At 59.2% G+C, this 23,302-nt stretch carries 18 protein-coding genes and 1 pseudogene; all 19 read right to left on the bottom strand.

The features are described 5' to 3' along the window. Complete coding sequence (tssJ, locus tag CES87_RS24970; RefSeq protein WP_128608208.1) at positions 1 to 537, bottom strand: type VI secretion system lipoprotein TssJ; 537 nt, start codon at positions 535 to 537, stop codon at positions 1 to 3. Further along, on the bottom strand, positions 518 to 1,615 hold the full coding sequence (gene tssG / locus CES87_RS24965) for a type VI secretion system baseplate subunit TssG (protein WP_128608207.1): 1,098 nt from the start codon (positions 1,613 to 1,615) through the stop codon (positions 518 to 520). The genes tssJ and tssG overlap by 20 nt, the downstream gene beginning before the upstream one ends. Beyond that, positions 1,579 to 3,348: a type VI secretion system baseplate subunit TssF gene (gene tssF / locus CES87_RS24960; RefSeq protein ID WP_128608206.1), complete on the bottom strand. Its 1,770-nt coding sequence runs from the start codon at positions 3,346 to 3,348 to the stop codon at positions 1,579 to 1,581. Before tssF ends, tssG begins: the two co-directional genes overlap by 37 nt. A 24-nt stretch (positions 3,349 to 3,372) precedes the next feature. Then, positions 3,373 to 4,944 (bottom strand): type VI secretion system protein TssA, encoded by a 1,572-nt coding sequence (tssA, locus tag CES87_RS24955; RefSeq protein WP_128608205.1) that lies wholly within the window; start codon positions 4,942 to 4,944, stop codon positions 3,373 to 3,375. Then, positions 4,941 to 8,299 (bottom strand): annotated as a pseudogene (locus CES87_RS24950) (ImcF-related family protein). The gene tssA and the pseudogene CES87_RS24950 overlap by 4 nt, the downstream one beginning before the upstream one ends. A 9-nt stretch (positions 8,300 to 8,308) precedes the next feature. Then, the gene (locus CES87_RS24940) at positions 8,309 to 9,538 is read right to left on the bottom strand and encodes a hypothetical protein (RefSeq protein ID WP_128608203.1); all 1,230 of its coding nucleotides are present in this window, start codon (positions 9,536 to 9,538) and stop codon (positions 8,309 to 8,311) included. Between the two features lie 2 nt (positions 9,539 to 9,540). Further along, complete coding sequence (locus CES87_RS24935) at positions 9,541 to 9,804, bottom strand: PAAR domain-containing protein (protein ID WP_128608202.1); 264 nt, start codon at positions 9,802 to 9,804, stop codon at positions 9,541 to 9,543. Between the two features lie 28 nt (positions 9,805 to 9,832). Further along, positions 9,833 to 10,420, bottom strand: coding sequence for a hypothetical protein (locus CES87_RS24930; protein ID WP_128608201.1), 588 nt, complete (start codon positions 10,418 to 10,420; stop codon positions 9,833 to 9,835). After that, the gene (locus CES87_RS24925; RefSeq protein ID WP_128608200.1) at positions 10,395 to 11,372 is read right to left on the bottom strand and encodes a hypothetical protein; all 978 of its coding nucleotides are present in this window, start codon (positions 11,370 to 11,372) and stop codon (positions 10,395 to 10,397) included. Before CES87_RS24925 ends, CES87_RS24930 begins: the two co-directional genes overlap by 26 nt. A gap of 97 nt (positions 11,373 to 11,469) precedes the next feature. After that, positions 11,470 to 12,567, bottom strand: coding sequence for a hypothetical protein (locus CES87_RS24920; RefSeq protein ID WP_128608199.1), 1,098 nt, complete (start codon positions 12,565 to 12,567; stop codon positions 11,470 to 11,472). 69 nt (positions 12,568 to 12,636) lie between these two features. Next, on the bottom strand, positions 12,637 to 12,996 hold the full coding sequence (locus CES87_RS24915) for a DUF2388 domain-containing protein (RefSeq protein ID WP_128608198.1): 360 nt from the start codon (positions 12,994 to 12,996) through the stop codon (positions 12,637 to 12,639). Positions 12,997 to 13,031: 35 nt separating this feature from the next. Continuing rightward, positions 13,032 to 13,667, bottom strand: a complete 636-nt coding sequence (locus CES87_RS24910; protein WP_128608256.1) for a DUF2931 family protein — start codon at positions 13,665 to 13,667, stop codon at positions 13,032 to 13,034. 10 nt (positions 13,668 to 13,677) lie between these two features. Further along, on the bottom strand, positions 13,678 to 14,055 hold the full coding sequence (locus tag CES87_RS33600; RefSeq protein ID WP_256591076.1) for a DUF2931 family protein: 378 nt from the start codon (positions 14,053 to 14,055) through the stop codon (positions 13,678 to 13,680). Continuing rightward, complete coding sequence (locus CES87_RS33595) at positions 14,048 to 14,314, bottom strand: DUF2931 family protein (RefSeq protein WP_256591075.1); 267 nt, start codon at positions 14,312 to 14,314, stop codon at positions 14,048 to 14,050. Before CES87_RS33595 ends, CES87_RS33600 begins: the two co-directional genes overlap by 8 nt. Then, on the bottom strand, positions 14,311 to 16,419 hold the full coding sequence (locus CES87_RS34545) for a DUF2345 domain-containing protein (protein WP_371858263.1): 2,109 nt from the start codon (positions 16,417 to 16,419) through the stop codon (positions 14,311 to 14,313). The genes CES87_RS33595 and CES87_RS34545 overlap by 4 nt, the downstream gene beginning before the upstream one ends. A gap of 27 nt (positions 16,420 to 16,446) precedes the next feature. Beyond that, positions 16,447 to 18,300 carry a type VI secretion system Vgr family protein gene (locus tag CES87_RS24895; RefSeq protein ID WP_371858262.1) on the bottom strand — a complete coding sequence of 618 codons (1,854 nt, stop codon included), beginning with the start codon at positions 18,298 to 18,300 and terminating at the stop codon, positions 16,447 to 16,449. 2 nt (positions 18,301 to 18,302) lie between these two features. Next, positions 18,303 to 20,945: a type VI secretion system ATPase TssH gene (gene tssH, locus CES87_RS24890; protein WP_128608197.1), complete on the bottom strand. Its 2,643-nt coding sequence runs from the start codon at positions 20,943 to 20,945 to the stop codon at positions 18,303 to 18,305. A gap of 149 nt (positions 20,946 to 21,094) precedes the next feature. Continuing rightward, positions 21,095 to 21,586, bottom strand: a complete 492-nt coding sequence (locus tag CES87_RS24885) for an Hcp family type VI secretion system effector (protein WP_128608196.1) — start codon at positions 21,584 to 21,586, stop codon at positions 21,095 to 21,097. A gap of 15 nt (positions 21,587 to 21,601) precedes the next feature. Next, positions 21,602 to 23,302: an OmpA family protein gene (locus CES87_RS24880; RefSeq protein ID WP_128608195.1), complete on the bottom strand. Its 1,701-nt coding sequence runs from the start codon at positions 23,300 to 23,302 to the stop codon at positions 21,602 to 21,604.

Below are 23,302 nucleotides of genomic sequence, written 5' to 3'. Positions count from 1 at the left end.
CTACTCCTTGGCCAACGGGCGCAAGGTCAATCGGTTGTCCCCCAACTCGATAACCCGCGCCCGGTCCGGGTTCAGGTCATCGCGGGTCAGCGTCAAGCGCCAGGTATCGAGCCTGGTGTCGGGCTGGCGAAACAGCGCGACCACCGTGACGAATCGCGCGTCTTTGTCCATCGGCACGCTCAATTGCGCACCTTCACCCGGCTTGACCACCACCGCGCGCCTGTCCAGCAGATCGCTGCGCAGCAGGTTGTCGTCATCACTTACCAAGCCCTCGTAGCTGGCCTTCTCCAATGCGTTGTCATTTCGCAATTGGTACACACGCACCAGCGTTGGCACCGACAACCCATTCATGTTCGATTCATCGTTGTTCATCGCGACTCTGGAGCTGAGATCCAGGTGCAGGGTTTTCACTTGCTTGTAGAAAATCCCGTGAGCGGTGGATGCGGTGGACTCTGTGACCGATTGGGTCAACCCGCAGCCGGCCAGCAGCGCACCGAGTGCAGTGATCATCAGTAGGTTAGAAACGGTACGCGACATACTGTATTTCCTTGTCGTCGGGATTGCATTTCAGGCCTTGGTAGCGGCCCAGGTTGATCGTGATCGTGGCGTGTTCCGCTACCTGCAAGGTATCGCCACCCAAACCCAGCACACCGGTCATGCCCAGTAACACCGGCTCCCCTCCCAGGATCGGTCGCGGCAGGCTGCGCACGGGCAGCGACAGCCGCAGTTTTGCGGTGCAGCGCCAGCCCAGGTACACCTGAAGCAACACCAGGAGATCGCTGTACAACCGGCCACCCGGCAACCAGCCTCGGGCCTCTTGCTGATCCTCGGTAAACAGCTCCAGATGCAATTGGCTGTTGGCGTCGTACCCGGTGGGGCCAATGGGCGTGCCCTGGGACAGGCCCGCCGGATGATGCGCGGACAGGCTGGCTGGCCGCGCCAAGGCAATTTTCTGCGGCAAGTGTGGGGTCACTTTCACCCGGGTATTGGGTGCGAGCAGCATCACCAGCGCGATGATGCCTTCGGCGTTGCGCGTGGGCAGGCGCATCACGCTGAGCAGCGCCAGAAAGCGCGAAACCGGTGTGGCGATCCGCTCGGCAGTGCCTGGAATCCCCAGGCCGATCAGGCCTAGCAGGCATTGCGAAGTCGCATCGCTCCCCCCAGATTCGAAGGTGGCCGGGTACGAGTACTTGCGCCATATCCGATAGAACTGGGTAAAGATCCGGTGGTTGAAAATATCGAGGAACGCCTCCAGCGCTTCATGCCCTTCACGACGCTGGGCGATATCGTCCAGAAAAGCCGTCGGCAATGGCGAATCGACGCCATACAAACCCAGCAGGCGTATACGCACCGTGGCCGGTCGCTGCGGATGGTGGTCATCGGTTTCGATTGCCCGAAGCTCGCCTGCGGGGAATCCCATGCCGGGGTCGGGGCGAAAACGTACCGGGTCATCCGCCGGATGCGTGGTGCTGCCCAGTGGCGGGTGATCGGGCATGGCCTGTTCCAGCAACTGGCAGAAGCGGTACAGATTGGCCTCGGCCACCCGACCTTCCAGTGTCTGGAGCAATCCAGTGGCTTTCAGCCGGGAATACGCTGACTGTGGTTCTCGTTCCATCGCAGGCACTTTCCAGAAGGTTGAAGGATCAGCGTGAGCTGGTTGAACAGGTGGATGTCGGCGTACAACCCGAAGAAACGATTGAGCATTTCGCCAAACAGGCTGATGTCGCCTTCGCCGGAAAAACCGTTGGCATCAAGGGTGACTTCGATATCCACACCGCGCAGCAGAAAGCCTTTTTCGAAGCGCTGTATCAGGTGATGCTTGACCTCGACGATCGCCGCCAGACGCCGGCGGTTCAGCTCGCTGCCCGTCCAGTCGTACAGCGCCAGCGTGCCGCGCAGCACTTCGGCGTTGTCGAGCATCGGCAGGAAATTGGAGCCCAGGTGGCTGAGGACTCGCCAATGGAAACGGTCGCGGTTGGGTGGGTAGCAGGGCATCGTGGGCGCACACAGGTTGCGCACCCGCAAGCCGGTCTTCGAGGTCTCCACCACCGTGTCGAGCAGCGTGCTTTGCAATGCCTTGCGCGGGAGCTGACCGTTGGTGGCGGTCAGTTGCAGCGACAGGCTTTTGTTGTTACCCGCCAGATCTTCGTCAAAGCCTTCGCCGCCGAGGATCAGCCAAGTGTCGTGCAGGCCATTGGCGCCCTGTTTCAGGCGGGTATGGAAATAACGCTCCGGGGCTTCGTCGCGCAACATGCCGCCCTTGTGGCGGAAACTGCTGAACGGCACATAGTCCTGGCGCTCGCCATTCTTCGACGCGCAAACCTGATCCACCGAATAAATTTCGGTGTGACCGTCCTGCAAACGCTTGGGGCGAAGCAAGTAGTCCGTCTGCAACGGTTGCAGTGTCAGCGGGTCGGACTCCAGCGTGAACAGATTGATCACCGGCACCGCATGCAGGCGAATGTGCGCGGTGCTTAGGTTGAATGCCTGTGGCCATGATTCGCGCAGCACCACGTCCAGTTCGAACCACTCTGCGCCCGGCGTAATGGTCAATTGTTCGAGCCCGCACAGGGTCACGAACATGAACTTCTCGCGGAAGGTGAAATACTCGAGCAGCAATTGATAACCGCTGAAGGCGCTGTCGCCCTTGGGCCACAATTGATCCTCATCGGCGAACCCCTTGGGCGAGAAATACCCCTCCAACGGATGACGTTCCGAATTGCCCGACGTACGCACATACAAAGTTTCAGCGTTGAGGGTCAGTGCCTGATGCAATGCACTGGCCAGCGGCGCGTCGGCATTGAGGTACAGCGGCAGGCGACTCAGATCGATCTCGCTCCATTCAGACATCGCGCCACGGGCGAAGCGCAGTCGCAGCACTGAACGCCCGTCTGGCTCGTGAGCCAGTTGCACGCAATCCAGTGTAATCGGCCGTAGTGTCAGGTCCTGGGTGATGGTGTATCGGCATTGGGTGCGTTTCGGACCGATGGGCTGCGATAGCACTTCAAAGCCTGTGGCGATCAGCTTGCTGCGCTTCATGCTCGCCACCTCCGGCGCCAGCTCGACAATGGCCAACGATGGAATGGTGCGCAGGTAATGCGGCCACAACAGACTGACCAAACCTTCGGTCAGCTCGGGCAGATCATCGTCGAGCTTTTCGCGTAAACGCCCCATGAGGAAGGCAAAGCCTTCGAACAGGCGCTCCACATACGGATCCGCTGCGCCCGGCTTGTCCAGGTTCAGTTGCGTCGCGCGGTCCGGAAAAGCTTCTGCGAACTCCTGGCCGGCCTCACGCAGGTAGCGCATTTCGGCATCGAAGTAATGCAGTATCAGATTGTCCTTTCTCATAATAAAAATCCTGATAAATGAGGCTTAACCGCAAAGCACTGCGGCGCGTACCGGATCAATGGCCACCAGCGCCGCCAGCAGCGCGTCCATCCTTCGGCCCAGGGTGATTTTGTCGGCGTCGTTGCGCTGAGCTTTCAAGCGCAACAGTTTGAGCAGGCGTGCCTTAACTTCGAAACCCAGCTGCGGCTCCCACTGCGCCAGCACCTGACGCTCAGCCGTGGCATCCAGTTCGCCCAGCAGATGCAAGGCCAGATCGCTCTTGCCACATTGCTCGGCCACCCGCGCCATCAGCAGGTGCAGTAACCAGCGTTGTCGTCCGGTGTGAATGCCGGGGCGCGCCGCCAGCCAGGTCATCGCTTGCTCGACGCCATCGCTGTCGGCCTGTGCCAGTGCCTCAGCCTCCAGCGACAAGATGTCGGCATCCGCACTGGCTGGTACCGCGGTCGGTGCTGGTAGCCACTGCTCTGGGCGATTGCCGCTGACATGCTGGGTGATCCACTCGCGTGTGGTCTCATCGGCGAAAGGAGTGCCGTCGTTCCAGCACAGGGTTTCCAGACCCGGCAATCGTTCCAGAAACATGCCCAGATCCCGTTTGGCGATGTCAGCCCAGCTATCCTGAGGCGCAGGTTGTTTGCTCAGCGCCTGACAGGTGTACCACTGCAGGTCGAGCCAGAAATGGTTCACACCTTCGGCGTAAATCCGCTCCACCAGATCGAGCAGTTCGCTCCAGCTCTGCTGCATGTAAAGGCGTTTGAGTTGCGCCCGATAATCGCTACGTGGCGGAGTCAGGCGCGTCATCCCGGTCGCATCCTGAGGGGGCGTTTGATGCACGGTGTCCCAGCGCAGACTCTTCATCAAACGGTGCGCCGCCAGCCAGCCCTGAGGCTGCTCGCGCAGATATCCGGCAAGCGCGCGGCCACTGTCCAGAAGGTCACGGCCGGATTTGATGGCCGCCGACTGCGCAGTGGTTTCTTGACTGGCACTGTTCTGCGGAACCACCGCATCGACCCCGCCCGATTGCGCCAGCCGCGCAGACAATGCGCCGTACAACGGACCCAGCGCCGGACGTTGATCTTCCGGCCACGCCTCCAGCCCACGCTCCAGCCAGGCCAGCGCCGCGACCGTGCGCTCCGCTTCGTCTTTCACCACTTCCGGATACAGGGTCAGGCAGTCCAGCACTTTGCCGCTGTTCAGCCATTCCAGCGCCAGCTTGCGGCTGTTGGGCCTGGCAGGCAGTACGCCGTCGGCGAAGCGCTCCACCAGCGCGGCAAGCAGACTCAGGCCGTCGGCCAACCCCGCCTCCCCCGCTTTGTGCAAGCGCGCCCACAAGTAATAGGTAGCGACGCGCAGATCCTTGCAGCGCTGGGTGAGCAGTTTTTCCGCGAGTTGCGCCACTTGATCGACATCCGCACCCGAGAGCTTGTTGACCTCCTCGCGCATGCGCTGGAAATCGTCGTCGTAGCCGGGGTCTTCGCCTACAGGGGATTCGTCGCTGATGGGGTGTAACCAGGCTTGCCAGTGTTCTGACTGCTCAGCGGCGAGGGACAGGGCATCGCGTTCGCCGAGGCAGCGGGCAATCAGGGTGCGTAGGGTCATTGGGAACTCCCGTTTTGCGCTACCGCCGCACCCTTGTCTGTCATGAAAATCTGCGTCGGTAATTTAAAGTCCCGCAGCTTAAGTAACGCCAAAGGTCCCGCTCCCAGTTCGGTGCGCAGGTTCCACGTCAGCTCCAGTCCATCCGGTGCCTTGACCTGTACGCGGTAGTGGCTGCCACTGTCGGTCAACGGCGTGACCCGGGCTTTTTCCAGCAGGCGGATCAGGCCCCAGGTGCCCTGGAAATCGCCGAACAGACGATCGCCGGCACGCACGCTGGTCCAGGTCAGGCTGGTGCCCGGATGGCTGCTGAAACCGGGCCAGCTGAAGCGTTGCCAGCTTTCTTTCTGGTTGAAGTAGTGATGCTTCTGGCCGTTGAGCACGAAGACCGTTTCCACCACGTCGCGCACGGCTTTGCCCTGCAGTTCGAAACTGATGCCCATGCCGCCGTCGGTGTAGAGCACGTCGGCCAGATGGCTGAGCTGGTTGATCGCAGTGAGGAACTGCGGGTTGAAACGCAGGCCCTGGCTATGCGGGAATCGGCCACCCAGCGACTGCCTTCCTTGCGCAGCACGCCGCCCAGTTGTTGCTGCAGGAACTGTTCGATGCGCCCGGAATCGGCGCGGATCATCTGCCCGAGCAATGGCAACGAGGCGTCGCTGTCGGTCACCACGAACGGGTAACGGCCGGCGAAGGCGCCGTGCCAGTCGTTGACGATTGCGCGTTGCCACTGCGCGTTGAGGCCGGCGGCCGAGGGTTGCAGCACGCGCTGCCAGGCCTGTTCCAATGGCTGCACGAACAGGGTCTGGCCAACGCCGTCCCACTCCGCGCCGAGGCTGGCGGCAACCAGGCTGCCGTAGGACTGGGTGTCGGTGAGGTCGACGTTTTGGCCCTGGAATACGCTCTGCGCCAGGGCCTGGGTCATGGCTTGCGGGTTGGGGGCGTTGCTGACTTGCTGCAGTTTCAGGCGGACTCGGGTGACGCGGTTGAGGAAGGCGTGCAGGCTCAGGCGCTCGTCTTTGCCTTCTGCATTTTCCTTGCCCAACAGCGCCAGCAAAGGGCCGAAGCTGGCGTCGAGTGGATGGCTTGGCGTTTGCTGCTCGATCATCGGCACGTTGTCCTGTCCGATCAGTTTCTGCGCGGACTTGACCAGTGAATCGCCGAGCGCTTGTCCGCGCATGCCGGCCTGTCCCTGAAAGGCCAGCGTGTTCATCAGCGCGATCAGCGGCGACTGGCGCACATCGCTCATCAGCGCCAGTTGATCGATCACCTCGCCGAGACTGTCGACCGGTTGCCAGCGCAGGCTGTTGAGGAAATCCAGCCAGGCGTTGGCGTAGTCCTGAAAATAACGTTCGGTAAGCTGGTTTCGGAGTTGGTCCGGGGTCAGCTCGGCGGCGATCTGGGTCTGGTTATCGCTGAGCACCCAGTCGATTTCTTCACGGCGCGCCTCGGCGATGGCGTCGATGGCCTGGCGTACGTGGCCTTCCCAAGCCTGGCGCGTGTACACGCCGGGGACACTTTTTTTGCTGGAAAACAGCGCCTGGACGTCGGTTTCGCCGACCATCTGTTGCAGGCTCAAGGCCGGGTAATGATTGGCGGCGTCGTCGAGGACTTTTTGGTAGAGGCTGGCTTGGGCGTTGCGTTGGCCCAGTTGGCCGAGCAGCACCTGGCGAACTTGGGCGACCAGGCGTTTGTCGGTTTCGATGCGCCAGTCTGGGTGCGCTGACAATTGCTCGGCGTAGAACTGCCACAGGGTCGGCGACAGCAATTGCCAGAGGTCCGGCGAGGTACCGGCGCGTAGCGGTTGCGCCTCGCGGAGAGTTTGGGCGAGGAAGGTCGCGTCGGCTTTTTCCGGGCGGGCCATCATTAGATAGGCTTTGAGTTGGGCGTAGGCTGCTGGGGCGCGTTTGAGGCGTTCCGGGCTGTCTGGGGCAGCTTGAGCAGGGCGTTGAGCTGCTGTTGCAAGGTGGCCGCGGCCGGGTCGCGCATCAGACGGTTGTTGGCCTCGATGTAGTGCGGCCACAGCGTTGCAAGTAGTTGATCGTTGCGGTTCAGGCCGAAGCGCTGATACCACGGTGTGCCGTGTTCGGCGCGGTAGGCGGCCCGGCTCACTTCCCGTGTGACCTCGTTGAAGGCCAGCAGTTGCTCGTCGGCTGATTGCGCCTGTTGCATCGCATTCATTGCCGTCTGAATCTGGGCGATGTCTGCACGGTTGGTGGCGAAGGACAGCAACATCCCGGCGCCCCAAATCAGCGTCAGACCCAGTGCCAGTGAATAACCAATGCGCATAGCGCCCCAGCCCAGCCGACGATGCTGAACTGCCTTGTCGCCGAGTACACCTCCCCAGGGTGGGGTGGCGTGCCAAAGGTTCTTCGCGTGTGGATTGGCGCCCGACAACGGCAGACTGAACCACAAGCCGCGCAATGGCACGCCCCTGGCAAATATGCGGAACAATGGCGACAGCGCCTGACGCCAACGGGCAATGCCCTCGACCTGCAAATCGCGGGACAGGCGCACTAAAAAGTCATGGCTCATGGAGTCGCGCATCTGCGACCAGCCCGTGCGGCGCACGGGATCGATCAGGCTGTCCAAAGCGGTTTCCAGATCCGGCGCCGTCGCGGGTGATGGCAGCAGACAACCGACCGGTTGGGTCTCGCGTTTGTCCTGCAACCATCGACTGTCGCAGACCTGCCACAGGTGCAGCGGCAACTGCCAGCGCAGCTTGCGCGCCAGTTTTTGCAGGTGACGTACACCCGTATCCATCGCCGCGGCGTCGGTGCTTTGCTGTTTGCTGAGCGCCCAGACCACACCGTCCAGCGGACGCCAGCGGATTAGCCATCGGCACAGGTTCAGCACCGTGTCGCTGGTAGCGGTTTGCGTACTGCCGCCCCAGAGCAGGAGGGTGTCGTGGCCTTCCAGCCAATAATGCCCGGCCAGGTCGGGGGCGATGGCGTTGATCTGATCGGGCTCGCCGACGACCAGTAACACGCGAACCTTGAACCGCCAAAGCAGGCCATGTTGTTCGCGCAGGTCTGCTTTGATCGCCGCGATGGTTCGTTCCACCTGCGGCTCGAAGGATTTTTCAGGAGGCGCCTGCGCTGGCTGGCCAACATCACCCGCAACAAGCCCTCGATAATTGAATGCCCCTTCTGCCCCCCAGCAACTGATAGCCACCGAGGAAGATCACCACGATGAAGGTCGTGGCCGATATCACCGACAGCCAGAGCGTTTGCCAGACACTGCCGGAGGCAATACCCAACGACTCAGGATGAAGCCAGACGAGCACACCCAAGACCAGACCGGTGAGCAACAGCCCACCCACCAGCACACCTATCCCTACAGAGCGTCGAAACTGCATTGGAGATTCCTATTTCGAAAGTGGAGACACCGGCGTCAACACCGTGCACCAGAGCCCGGCTGCTTCATCGTCGCCACTGAAAATGAATTGCGGACCGGCACCGCGCTCAATCGTTTGTGCCGCGGCCGCAATGGCCAGCCAGGGTGCGGCTTTTCCCGGATCGCCAAGCAACGCATCGAGGTTGCACACACCTCGCGGCGGCTCGACCGGTATCGGAATTTCAAGCAACACGGACGCCATGGCGACAGTTCGTTGCGCCCCCATACACACCCGCCAGACTTGTTCGATCGACTGCCCTTCCAGCGGTACCCAGTCAAGGGCCTGGCGCGCGGCGTAGAGCAAATCGGCGCCGGTGGGCTTGCGCTCCGGCTCAGGCCGATGGAGATAGGCAATCGGCGCCAGGGTGGTTTGCGTCAGACGGTTGCCCAACAACAAACCCACGGCGACCTCTGTCGAGCCTTCGGGCTCTGGAGGGGCAAACCGCACCGCCAATACCAGCAACAAGGCTTGATCGTTGATTCGCTGGTCGAGCCAGTGATCCACCGCCGCCAACCCACAGCCATCGACGGCTACAGTCGATTGGCGGATGCCGGACTCTTGCCATGCCAGCTGCCACACCCGGCTCAACAGACCATCCGGTAAACCGCTATCGACTTCCAGCAACAGCGCCAGCGGCCTGTCGTCTGGCACTTGCGTCAAGGTTTGCCCCAGGTCGGTCAAAACCTGCGTCAATACCCGAAGCAGAACGTCTTCAGGTTCTTCTTCCGCGCCGCCATGCAGGCGAGTGTGGCGCAAAGGTGCCTCCCCCACCGGGTCTGGTTGGGCCTTCAGCACCTGGGTTGCGCTCAACAAGGCATCCAGTTGGGTTGCGGGTTGGTCTTGCGGACTATGAAGCGCGGTGTACAGACTCACGGCCAACACTTGCTGGGAACGTCGACCCTGGCGAATTCTGCCAATCAAGTCGTCCTCACGCGCCTCGTCCCAACCATCGGCAACACTTTGCTGGCCTATGTAGAGTGCGATTCGCCCGAATCCCAGAATGGCCCAACCCAACAATGGCATGCCCAATGCCAGGCCCCAGAAGCTCATTGGCTGCTCTCGCAACGCCTGGGTAGCGAACACAAATGTCAGCCCGATACCCAATGCCAAAAACAGCACCAGCAAGCTCAACCAGAGCAGGATACGCGGGCGTGCAGGTCTGGCTGCTGGTGCGGGAACGCGATCCAATCTAACCGGCATGACTAGTTCGCACCTGCTACGGGCAGAGAAGAAATCAACACACACCCGCACGCACAGCGGTGGCCTTCGAATGCGACTGGAACACCATTGTCGCGATAGCCCGGATGCCCCTCGGCGATTACCGTGTCGCCGTGGCCTGGAATCGGACAGCGCACGGGGTCGCCTTCGCGAGCGACACCGATACCATTGAACCGCTTGGCAGTAGACCCCGAAAGCACGGTGCCGCCACCTGAGTTTTTGTCGCCTTTACGAATGATGCCTTTCATGTCCAAGTCCTTTTTATTAATTGGTGGATCAGTTCTTCGGGTTGTCCTGAATCAAGACGTCTTGTTGTAAAAAATCACCGCCATGCAATACAAAATTTGAAAGCTGTAACGGCCGTCCCGCAGCATCAACATGGTCGAACCACTCAATGGAAAACCCCCGCAAGTTCCACTGCACCGAAGAGAAATCGGCGTCTTGCCCCGCTTCCCCCGAGTTCTGGCCTGCCATTGAAATCGAACGCAAACAGCTGCTCACTAATCTCTTGGTCTTTTCAATCAACGTCGCACCCACTACTTGATAGACATAGAGCCAGATTTCGCTTCCTGCACCACAAAGCCCTGCAGGATTTGCACTATTGGAGGAAGAAACCTGAAACAGTGAAATATAATTACCCCCCTCAACCAAGTGTTTATCTTTGTCATAGAACACGCTTTCTACATCGGAGATCAACTCAAGACCATAGACCGTTCCATCGACCATTTGCAGGAGCACCTGCCCATCCTTGTTTTTCACCCGCGATGAATCAGCGCCGGCATAAACAGGGTCAATCACATATAAACCCAACAAAAAGAAAACCAGCCCCTTTGCGAGTTTATTCACCCAACACATGGTCTGCATAACACACCCCTTTGTATTCCCACGGGTGATCATCGGATTGCCCTTTGATACCTCTTGAGTACGTGTCTTTATCTCGCTCGCGCAACTCGGCTTCGGTCTGCCCCGTGTTCTTTTCTTTATCCATTGACCATCCGATATTGCCGGTATTGGAATCGCACAAGATGTTCTTCTTCCTGACCCACGACGCGGAGGTCGCATTCCACTCGTGATAGGAACCGCCATTCCAGCGACTGAATACCTCATGCTGCAACTGATCATCGGTATAAGCTCTGCCCGCTTGGCCAAGGTACTTCTTTGCAATGCGAACTTTGTCCTTATAAATGGATGAGCCCGCCAGAATGTTGGCTTTCCAGTTCCACACCTGCTCATAAGTGGGGACGGGGTTGGTCATTTGGGTGATGCCATAACCTTTATCGAACGCAGCTATCGGCTCACCATCGAAGTTGATGAAGTGCCTGGAATTGGTTTCTTGCTCCAGCAGCTTTTCAAAGCCTGTCATGTCATCAAGGGTGGCTATATAAGTCGCGACACTTTGCGCACTGGGGTTCTGTCCTTTTATCACGACGGTTCTTGTCAATGTCTTGGCGCCGACACTCACCTTCACTGTCAGCGTGCCGCCCAACACCTTTTCAGAAAAGCCGACGGTCCATGAACGGGTGTTACTGACAAACGAACCCGACTCTTTGAACGTCTGCAATATATTGTCTTTTCTGGCGCGCTCTCTTAAGCCACTGACTTTCGCCTCCCATTCAATCGTCCATGACCATTTATAATCGCCGGCCACTTGCGTGTGAAACTCGAAGACAATTTCTGGTAGCTCAGCATCCTGAGAGATCTTGAACACTGCATTTTCAGCAGGCGACAGCCAGGTTAACGACGTATCCGAAGACAGCACTTTGACTACAGTGCTGTCAGCATTGTTAGTGCTTCCTGCATACTTGACTTGCTGCATGACATCCCTCCGTTTATGTCTCATTCACTTCAGAAAGGCCAAGTCGAAACAAACTTGCCCCTACGAACCACCTATCGAGTTTAAGAAAGCCCAAAACTCATTTACGGAAGCACGCTTTACCAACACCCAAATCAAACACCAGACAATTCGGCTTTATTTCCAAAGCCAAATCCTTAAACATCATTGAAAGATCGTCTTCCTGACCGGGACGATGCCCCGCCCAGAAAATAGTGAACCAGCGCCCTGTTGGAGAGACGTCTAGCCACTGAACGGGACCTTTCGATCCTTGCTCTTGAAACCCGACTTTCTGCAACTTCCTTCGCGCCACATAGGGCAGGTGTGCTAGTTCCCCATTGGATTCCTTCCATATTTCTTTTTGGACAAAACCGTCATCAAATGCCCAATGAACAAGCACAGGATTAATCTCCGCCTCGATGAGTTCATTATCGTAATGCAGGGTTATCATATATTTGTCCTTGATGCGCTCCAACTCTTCAGGGTTACCTTTATAGTAAAGCTCAGTCTCCACCAGATCACGCTCATAGGGTTGATCAAATGATATTTTTCGACCTGGCTTTTTCTTCCAGTCAATAGCAAGCCAGCGCGCCGTATTAGAAACTTCGAACCATTGAATGGCACCTGTATTTCCCTTTTCACGAAAGCCAATTTTCTTTAGGTTTTTTCGCTCGTCAAAGGGCAGTGACAGACGCCAATCTGTCCAACCACTCCACACCAGATTAGTGACAGTGCCATCAGAGAACTCGAAAAAAACATCCATAGGATTAATCGCTGGAGGTGCTATATCCACATCACGCCTTATCTCCAATACATAATTATTGTGCGCAAGCTTATAGCCGCGCTGGCTATCATATTCCTGGTATTCTTTTACCTCCTCCAGATTAAATTCATCCTGCAGCCTAAAACTGATATCACCCGCAGCTCTCGGTGTATTTCCTGCATCGCTTTGCAATAACACTACATCTCCATCCACCCGCCAAGTACCTTTGGCATTACCTTGCGCCGCGCCATAAGCAATCCCGCCGGCGAACGTACCATCTTTCTTGAGCAGTAATTCAGAAGCCATCTCCATGGCACCTTGCAAGTAGTAACGCCCTGCAAGGTCGCTTGAATCAGCTGCCGATAGAGCGGAGAAAAGCGACATGCCTATTGCGAATAGAACATTTCGAGCTTGCATATTTAAAAATCCTTCTCAAATTAACTGACGCATTGAGCGTTTTTTTGCACAAGCAACTATTTAGATGCGTTAGGCACCACCGAGTATAAAACTGGCAATACCCCGATCACTTAAATGTGGAGAGGCTCTTATGCGTAATTCTTGAATAGCGCTTTCAAGAAACGGACCTCTGATAGCTCCGTCGCTAGCGACAAAGGCTGCTGCATCCTCTTTGGCCTGCGTTGAAAATCGAGAATATCGCCTTGGCGAACTAATGTCTGTAGTTACCTCATCACCGGCAAAAGTTAAAATATACGAAGCAAAACTAGTCTCGTCGTTAGCCATGGCGATAAAAGGAAATAACAACGCCACAGTCAGAATCGATAGATAGCCTTTAACAAATTGAGCACAAATACTTCCCTTCAGACGGTATTTAGTAAAACCATTCATAAGTTCACCTGCGTTATTTTGGTACGGGACATCATTTACCAAGTCCCGTAGGGAATTCCGTGCTGCTCTACATAGGCCTTGTTCTCGGGCTCGATGCGAATGTACTGACCTTTGCTCTTGCCTCTGAACGGCCCTAATGGCTCGATCTCTGCCTGAAAGCGCCCGACTTCCTTGGAGTCCAGGCAGGCCCCGTCCATCCAGACCTTGACGATGCCGCCAGGGGCCATGCCCAAGGTGATCGAGTCTCGATAGTCGACCTTCCATTTTTTGGAGCCTTGGCAAAACACCCGTTCCGGTTTGAGCATCTCGTCGCGCACCCATTGCGGGATAGGGATTCGGATCTTGTAGGCTTGCGGCTCCACCAGCGATTGCCAACGCAGGAAAATCCGTTGCGGCAAGTCGACGTTGTTCACTGGCATCATTCTTCCTGCTAAGGGCCATTTTTCCGGTGTTCGGGCATAACTCGCCCTCCCACGATGAACTTCAAAATATGCTCCCCCCCGATTATCGAGCACATCCACGGTCTCAACCCAAACTTCCATATGACGTGGTGCAGCAAGACCGATATACCAACTGTGATAAGGCAGTTTTGGTGGAGTGTAAGGCTTGGACCCGCTGGCGCAGGCGCACACGCTGAAGAGCAGGCTAACAAGCAGGGCCAGGCGCTTCATTGGGGACCATTTACCAAGTGCCATAAGGAATTCCGTGTTGGTCGACATAGGCCTTGTTCTCGGGCTCGATGCGGATGTACTGACCTTTGCTCTTGCCTCTGTAAGGCCCAAGGGGCTCGATCTCCGCCTGAAAGCGCCCGACTTCCTTGAGATCCAGACAGGCCCCGCCCACCCAGACCTTGACGATGCCGCCGGGGGTCATGCCCAGGGTGATGGAGTCTCGATAGTCCTCTTTCCACTTTTTGGCTCCCGGGCAAAATACCCGCTCCGGCTTGACCATCTCGTCGCGCACCCATTGCGGGATCGGAATTCGGATCTTGTAGGTCTGCGGTTCGACCAGCGATTGCCAGCGCAGGAAAATCCGTTCCGGCAGATCGACATTACTCACTGGCATCGTTGAGCCCGCGTAGTGCCAATTTTCTGGCTTGCGGGAGTAGCCTGCCACGCCAGCAGCCACGCGGAAAAAACGCAAGCCCACGCTGATCGAGCACATCCACGGTCTCGACCCAGACTTCCATATGGCGCGGCGCGGCGAGGCCGATGTGCCAACTGTTGTAGGGGAGCTTGGGTGAAGCAGGCGGCTTTTGGCCAGTAGCGCAAGCCGACAGACTAAACAGCAAACTGACGAGCAGGGACAGGCGCCTCATTGGGGATACCCCTTCTGTGGATGATTCTTATAGATCTTGCGGTTGCTCTCCGACGCGGGTTTGTTGACAAGCAGAAACTTTATGCTCGGTACCCAGTGAGCAGATTGGTGAATGTAGCGTCGACGCAACAGACGCTCCTGTTCAGGATCGAGGCTGACTTCGTTGCCCCCCAGCACTTGATCGAGGACGCGCGCGGCGATGGGGTGCAAGTCTTCGGGAAGTGCCAAATCAGGTCGTGCTTCAACGTCCTTGAATGGCACACCATGGCCCACCCCCAACTCACGCATGACACGCAGGGCGATCAGGGCCAACTCGCCGCGTACCGGTCGGTCGAGTTCGATCGCCATCAGGTAGTGCTTCACCTGGGATTCCGGACCGCCGCGTGGCGCTTTGACTGTCTCCCATGTCCTGATTTCGACCTCACCGTCGTCGGCGATGCCGCTGGCACGTAGCGCCTCCAATTGGGTGCAGTATCGCGGCCACTCTCCGAGAGACGTCATGGGTTGGTTGGGTTTCAGGTCGACCACAATAGGTTTGGTCAACAAAACCTTTTCGCGGGCGCGCGGCAGATAGCCGCCGCCAATGTCCGAATGCACGCCAGGCAGGCAGATTTGCCGATGGTGGTGGTGCACGCCGTTGAGCGAGAAGTTGTGCCGGCATTCATCACGAGCCTGCAACTGGATGACTTGACGCGCGCAACCGGGTGGCAGGTACAGGTTTACGCCCGGGTTGTGATCGTCCGAAACATTCAGGTCAATACCGCCGATGGCGGCGACGGTGTCGAACAGGCCGATGAAGTTGATGCTGACGTCCACCGCCGGATCGAAAGTGGTTACCAGGGTGAAGCGACCTGCCTGCAGTAATTCTTTGAAAAGCCCGCGCCCCGGTTTGAGCAGCTCATTCACACAGTGCCGGGCAGCGGCGGCCCCACGACTGAAGCCGAAAATGTCGAACTCGACACGTCGGACGTAAACGCCAGGGTTGGCGCGCTGAAAACGTTCCCATTGCTTTTCAATCGTAGCCGGCGCCTGTTCAACCCGTGCCACCACCCCTGTCTCACCCAGCCCCATGCCCTGACCCCAGAAGAAGTCGTCTTCGCCGCCACTTCGGGTGCCAATACCTTCGATGTAGACCGGCACATAGCCAATTTCAGCGTCAGCCGGGAGCCCCTCGGTAGCATGGTCCGGATACAGCTCCCGCAGATACACCACATTACTCGGCGCATTCCCGTAACTGTTATCCGGTGCACTATTAAAACCCTTGCCATCAAACCCATCGAATCCGTGTGTCTTGCAGTACGAGACCATGCTTTCCAGATCGCTCGAGTCGAACGACGCCAGATCCTCACGCCGACATTGTTCGGTTGCCTTAGCATTGGCCAAATTGTTACCGGTCCCATCAAAAAACAGCCCCAGCCGCAGCGTGATCCCTTCCTGTTCTTCTTCCTCTTCCTCTTCTTCGATGTCGTAGACCAGCGACAGCTCTTCGGGCTTGGCGGTGTAGACGCGCTCGGTAAACCCCTGGCTGTCGGTGGTGCCTTTCCAGACCTTGCCGGAGGCGGCCGTGATCTTGTAGGGCACGCTGGCCCAGGGCTGTTCGCCATTGCTCTCGAAGATCCGGAATTTCTCGTGGAACTCAAGCGGCGGATCGATCACCTGCGCCAGCCCGAACATTTGCGCCGGCTGGGCGGCTTTGACCTGGGTGTACAGGTAGTCCGCCGCCTTGACCTCATAGTCCCCTGCGGTGCCTGCCTTGATACCGCACTGTTCCAGCGTCATGTGGCTGCCGCCACCATTGAGGACGATCTTCTTTTTCGCGGTGATGTGGATTTCATCTTCGGTGCTGGTGATGTCCAGGCCATGTCGCGCAAACAGTTCAAGCTTGTCGTTCTGTGCCTGAATCTGCACCGGCCCCTGATTGGCGATCAGCTTGATCCCCAGCTTGCGCACAAACAGGCTCAGCCCTTGACCCACGCCGATGAACAGACGCTTGACCACGCTGATATCCGCTTCACCGCCAGCGTTGAGCATCAGGTTGTTTTGCGCCGCCAGTTGCAGATGCTTGCCGCTGGTGAGGGCGATGCCTTGCGGTGCGCTGAGTAGCAAGACGGAAGACTTGAGTTGCTCCAGCTCCTAGCGCAGCAGTTGCAGTTGTGCCGGCACATCCGCCGGATCGGCGTTGGCGGCCTGGGCATCGACCGAGAGCTTTTGCAGTTGTTCGCCGGCCTGTTGCAAGCGGTCCACGGCGGCACTCATGTCCAGCACGGGCCCTTGCGCCTTGGCCTGTCCATCGGCGCTGATGAAAATGCCCTTGCCACCCCGGATGCTCCCCCACTCATCCGTCCGCAGCTCAAATCCTTCACCGCGCTTCTGCTTCTTGGCATCCACCAAATGCCCCAGATTCAGCTGGCTTTTGCCGTACTCGGTGCTGAGCTTGACGTGCTCCTCCCCCCGCTCGTCTTCCATGCGCAGCTTGTTGTTGGCAGGGGTGCGCAGCACGTTGCGCGTGTAATCGCGCCTGCGCAGGGTCACGTGGTCGGGGTGTTCGCTGTCGTGCAGGGCGTGGGCGATGTAGGGTCGGTCCGGGTCGCCTTGCTCGAAGGCGATGGCCACTTCGGTGCCGCAGATCAGTGGCAGGTGCAGGCCGTAAGTGTCGCCCGCATAAGGGCGGGCCAGGCGCAGCCACAGGCTTTCTTCGCCGAGTTCCCAGGGGTCGCGGTCGAACAGGAAGTTGACCTTGTAGCGGCCTTCGACGTCGATCTCGGCGTATTTGTCGTGGGCTTCGCCGCTGGTGACCCGGGCCGGGACGGTGCCGGCGATTTGTGGTTTGGTTGGGATGTCCGGGCGAAAGCACAGGGTTTCCGAGTAGGGCATGGCCTCGAACTTCGCTTCGAAGCTGGCGTCGCGGGCGGCGCTAGTGGTCAGGCCGATGAGCGTGCAACGTGGCGTGAAGGCCTGGGGGGCGCCGTCGGTGATGGTCAGCACCTGACCCGGTGCGAGGGAGGCGCTGCTGCTCACGCCGCTGAGTCGGGTCTGCCTGTTGAGGTATTGGTCGTGGCGCAGGCGCGCGTAAAAGTAGCCGCTTTCGGTTTCCAGGTCTTCGTGATGGCCATAGCGAGCGCCAAGCACGCGGTACGGTTCGGCGTAGTGGTACGCCTCGCCGTGAGTGGTGCGGGCGCCGCCGGTCTGGTCGACGTCGGCGTCGAGGTGGGCTTCGGCGTCACGGTGGTGGTAGGCGCGAACGTTGACGTGTTTTTCCACCACCTGATGGCGGGTTTGCAAGGCCCACACGCCATCTTCGCCGCTGCTCAGGCCGGCCGGTGGGCGCAACGGCAGTTCGACGTCGAACTGGTAGCCGCGCTGACCGTCACAGAAATGCACGACGTCGATCGGCAGGCGTTCGTGGTTGGTGAAGCGGTACCAGATGCCGACTTCGGCCAGCAGGCGGCTGATGAAGGCCAGGTCGCTTTCGCCGTACTGCATCACCTGTTCGCGCCGGGGGTATTGGCGATTCAGATTGAAGACGAAGTCCTGATACTCGAAACCGTGGCGGCTGCGCAGGACCTGCTCGACGATCTTTGGCACCGATTGGTGCTGGTAAATGCGGTATTGCCGGCCACGGTCGAGCAGCGCCAGTCGCGGTTGCAGGGTGACTTTGTAGCGGGCTTCGTCGCGCGAGCCAGACAGTCGTTGCAAACCGCTGATCACGCCATGCAGGGTGCGCAGCGGTTTGACCTCGGGCGGCGGTGCCCAGGAGAACACCGGCAGGTTTGACGGCACGGCGTGCAAGCTGAATGTGGCGTGCTTGCCGAGCAGTTGTTCGGCGGCCAGGTCCTGTTCGGTGCTGGTGAATTCGATGTGGTAGACGTAGGGTTGGCTCAGGTGTTCCGTGCCGTCGAAGGCGAGGACGTCGAGGTGGGCGTCTAGATCCTCGACCTGGAGTTTGTGGCGGCTGTGGTCAAAGAAGACCGGTAGTGGCTGGTTCATGTTCAGGCCTCCACGGCCGTAGAGGACGCCGTTGGTGCAGCGTCAGTGAAGAAAAGGCAGACGCCGTGTTCGTCGCTATGGCCCAGGGTCACGCCAAGGGTTTTTTTATCGACTGCCTGACGCTGCAGGAGCTGTTGGCTTAGCACCGGCAATATCTGTTGGTTGAGCAGGCTGTCGATGTTGCGTGCGCCGGAGTCCGGTAGCAGGCACGCGGCAACCAGTGCGTCGTTGAGCGAATCCTCGATCTGGCAGGTCAGGCCATAGTGACGTTGCAAGCGCTGGGCGACCTTGGCGAGTTTGAGCGCGACAATGCGCTTGAGCGCGCAGGCGTCCAGCGGGCGGTAGATCAACGTTTGAAAACGCGCCAGCAAGGCCGGCTGAAAGTGATCGCGCAGAATTGGTCGCAGCCATTCATGCAGGGCGCTGTCCGGAGCTTCTGGCTGCTCTTGAAGTCCGGCCTGAAGTTCGTCGCTGCCGAGGTTGGAGGTCATGAGAATGACGGTGTTGCGAAAGTCGATTTCGCGCCCTTCGCCATCGCGCATGAAGCCGCGGTCGAAGACTTGATAGAACAGGTTGAGCACGTCGCGGTGGGCTTTTTCCACTTCATCGAGCAACACGACGCTATAGGGGCGCTGACGCACCGCTTCGGTGAGCACCCCGCCCTGGCCGTAACCGACGTAGCCCGGTGGTGAGCCTTTGAGCTGGCTGACGGTGTGGGCTTCCTGGTATTCGGACAGGTTGAGGGTGATCAGCGACTTTTCGCCGCCGAAAAGACAGTCGGCCAAGGCCAGGGCGGTTTCGGTCTTGCCGACGCCGCTGGTGCCGACCAGCAGGAACACGCCCAGTGGTGCTTGCTCGTCGGTCAAACCTGTTTTGGCCGCACGCAGGCGCTGAGCCAGGGCGCCCAAGGCATGATCCTGACCGATCACCCGTTGAGCCAGTTGCTGTTCCAGCCCCAGCAGACTGGCCTGTTCGTCCTTGAGCAGACTGCCCAGTGGCACCCCGGTCCAGTCGGCGACCACCTCGGCCACGCTACGCGCAGTGACGTCGAGCGAAAGCAGCGGTTGGCTGCCCTGGATTTGGTTCAGGTGTAGTTGCAGCGCCACACAGTCATCAGGGCGAGAGGGTTCGGACTGGCGCTTGTCGAGTAGTTGTCGGGCCAGTTCGAGCTCTTGCCGGTACTGCGCCGCCAGTTCGATTTGCTGACGGTCGAGCTCGGGGTGTTGACCCGCGATGCTTGCCAGTCGATCTTCCACAGGGCCGCCACTGAGTCGCTGATCTTCCAGCAGGGCCCGCTGCTCCAGCTCCAGTGCCGTCTTGCGGGCCTTGAGCCGAACCAGCGCCTGCGGCTCGCAATCAAGGCCCATGCGCACGCGTGCGCTGGCAGTGTCGAGCAGGTCGACGGCTTTGTCCGGCAGCTGCCGGCCTGTCAGGTAACGCCGCGACAGACACACCGCCGCCTGTACCGCCGCATCTTGAATATGCACGCCGTGATGGCTGGCGTAGCGAGCCTTGAGGCCCCGCAACATCAGGCAGGCATTGGCATCGTCCGGCTCGTCGACCTTGACCATCTGAAAGCGTCGTTCCAGCGCAGCGTCGCGCTCGAAGTACTGCTTGTATTCGCTCCAGGTGGTTGCTGCGATGGTGCGTAATTCGCCACGGGCCAATGCCGGTTTGAGCAGGTTCGCCGCGTCCGCGCCACCGGCCTGATTACCGGCACCGATTAAAGTGTGGGCTTCGTCGATGAACAGCAGCACCGGATGCGGCGACTGCTGCACGGCGTCGATGACATTCTTCAGGCGTTGTTCGAATTCACCTTTGACCCCGGCGCCCGCCTGCAACAACCCGAGGTCCAGCGTGCGCACGCTGACCGGTTTGAGGCTGTCGGGAACATTGCCTTCGACGATGCGCAGGGCCAGGCCTTCGACCAGTGCCGTCTTGCCCACGCCCGGCTCGCCGACCAGGATCGGGTTGTTCTTGCGTCGACGACTGAGAATGTCGATGACCTGACGAATTTCATCGTCACGGCCGAACACCGGGTCGATCTGCCCTGCCCTCGCCTTGGCGGTGATGTCCTGGGTAAATTTGTCCAGCACCACTTGCAAGGCATCGTTGCAAGGAGCAGTCGCCAGTGGATCAGCGGAGGTAAACAGCTGCGCCTGATGCTGGACCTGAGGACGCTCTTCGGAGTGTTGATCGAGCACCGCAAAAAGCTGCTGCAACTGGATGTCGCTCAGACTAAGCAGCGGCCAGACCGCATCGCACGCCAGCAGGTCAGGGTTCGTCAGCAGCTCACCGAGCAGGTGTGCCGAACGCACGCTGTCATTGCCTTCCAGCGAGGCGCGCAGCCAGGCGTTCTTGATCAGCTCCTGCAACCTGCCACACAACTGTGGCTTGCCCTGAACACTGCGCGGCAGCGTGTCGAGGTGATCGAGCAACCCGCGCCACAGCGCGTCCATGTCCCACTCATACCGGCGGGCAATGAGGGTCAGGTCGCCCTCGCCTTGCTCAAGCAACTTAAGCAACCAGTGTTCGATGCTGATCTGTGCATGGGCACGGCTTTGGCACAGCGAAGCCGCTGCACTCAGCGCCTGTGCGCAGTAGGGATTGAGGCGGCGGAGCAAGCGTGTGGAATGGTGTGCCATGCGGTACGTCCTTGTGCTGGATGTCCAGCGTGTGATCGGTTGGGCAAATGAAAGGCTTGGAGATGTGTCGGGGTGAACGTCCGCGAACAGGCGCTCAACCCGGCACACCGAGACCAGCAGGCAGAAGCCTGCCTGCTGGTATTTCAGCGTCAGGCGCTCTGGCGTTCACTCCAGGAATCGGAGTGGATGATGTTGCCGTCCTTGTAGGTCCAGGTGACCTTCTCGTAGCGCAACTCGATCTGCTCCAGGTGGTTGTGCTTCTCCTTGGAAGGGTCCTTCACGTCGTGCATTTTCGGCGCGACCTTCACCACTTTTACGTTCTCCAGTTTGGTGTTGAAGTACTCGACTTCCTGCCCGGCATCGTCGATGCGAAACCACTTGAACTCGGCACTCTTGAGGGTCTGACCGGTGGTCACAGCCTTGTACAGATACGGACTGGAGGCATCGATTTCCTTGCTGAACAGGAACGGGGTATGCACCCGCGTGCCGGTCAACTTGCCAGTGTTGTTATCGGTGGGGATGTACAGGCTGTGGTCCTGGGCGACCACCTCGATGCTGCCTTCGCGCTTTTGCACGTCCACCGAACCCTTGATCTCTGCGCCGCCGTCATCTTGCAGCCACAGGTAAACGGGAATTGCCATGTGAAGCTCCTTTTCTCAGTTGGTGAATGTCGCGTTGTGCGACGGGGGTTGCTTGCCCGTTCCCGCCGTGGGAAGCACGCAGGCCCCCACGTCGGGAATCAGGCGGATATCGACGCGCCGATTGGCCTGGCGCCCGGCCTCGGTGTCGTTGCTGGCGATTGGCTGACTGGCGCCAAAGCCCTGCACCGCGAAGCAGTTGTCGGGAATGCCGCCCATTTGCCGCATCCAGTTGTGAACTGCCGCCGCCCGGGCGCGTGACAAATGCAGGTTTTGCTCGGCGCTGCCACTGGCATCGGTGTGCCCGCCGATGACGATCAGCCAGCCGGGTTGGGCCTTGATGTCGACCAGGGCATTGATCAGGACCTTGGCCGAATCAGGCTTGAGTTGTGCGCTGCCACTGCTGAACAGCGAGAGGCTGTCCAGGCGTACCGTCGTGGCCACTGCCGTCGATGGCTGCCTGTGACCGGCGATCACTTCCAGCAGATGCTCGCGCAAGTCATTACCGCGATACAGGCCAAACCCCAGCGACAGCGGTTCGCCATGGCGGTAGTAGCCGTCCAGTCGTACAGCGTCCTCGTGCAGTACGGTCATTGCCTCTTCGCGCCGGGCGAACTCTGCCGGGGCAACGGATGCGTATCGACGCACGTCATCACTGACCTGTCGTGCAAGCAGGGTGTTCTGCCACGCGGAACTGACCAGCGCGACCAAACCGGCCGCCGTGAACAGCCACAGCGCAATCACACTGGCGCGGCGGTTGGCAGAGTAACGAGTGTCCTTCGGCAGCAGCGTCAGCAAAGGATCGGGGAATGGCAAAGCCTCGCAGACATCGGGCTGCTGCAACCCGACCAACGCAAACTTGTCGCGCAACCAGTGTTGCCTAAGGTTGCCGTCCACTTTCTGCGGCAGTGCCGCGACCAGCGTGATGGCGCTGACCACTGGAAGATTGCGGGAAGTACGGGCTTCGCCAGAGGTGAGATATGGCTGCACTTCCTCGGCCAACCACGCGGCAATACCGTTCAACTGGACGCCGGTTTGCAATCGTGAAGCCCGTATTGCACTGCTTGCGGCTTGCACCTGCCAATCATCCAGGCCGACGCATTCGCCAGCTTCGCGCACGCTGAGACTGGATTGGCCAGCCTCCCAGCTGAACCACGGTCCTTGCCCACGAGAAGCTTGCAGGTAACTCGATAACAGCAGCGGCAAGGCGATGCCACGCTTGCGCACGCGCATCACCTGATGGCGCAGTGCACGCACCCGGCCAGCCAGTACCTCACGGTCGGTTTGTTCCTGCGGATTGACGATGAACATGACGCTCAGTTGCCGCCCCCAACCCGGACGCACGGCGATCAGGCTGTCGGCCACCTCCGGCAACAGCTCCACACTGGGTACCCGAACGTAACAACCCTGCCCCGTGATCCGCAGGGCCAATTGCTCGGCAGGGACTGCGCCGAACAATCCCGGCAGACCATCACCACAGACCAATACCACCGGGTGACGGTAGGAAGCTTGTGGCAAAGACTGGTCATCGGCGATGACCAGCGATTCTTGCTGGCGTATCGCCCGCTTTGCGATCCGTTTCCAGGCCAGAGCGACGCACACAACCACCGCCAGAATCACCGTTGTGCGAGCCCACATGGTCAGCGGCATGATCACCAGCAACGTGATGACCAGCGTAGCGGCCCAGAGCCAGAGCCCACGTTTGTGTTTGAAGGTCAT

The sequence above is a fragment of the Pseudomonas sp. ERMR1:02 genome (assembly GCF_002277815.1).
Taxonomy (GTDB): Bacteria; Pseudomonadota; Gammaproteobacteria; order Pseudomonadales; family Pseudomonadaceae; genus Aquipseudomonas.
This window is presented reverse-complemented; position numbering and strand designations above follow the sequence as displayed.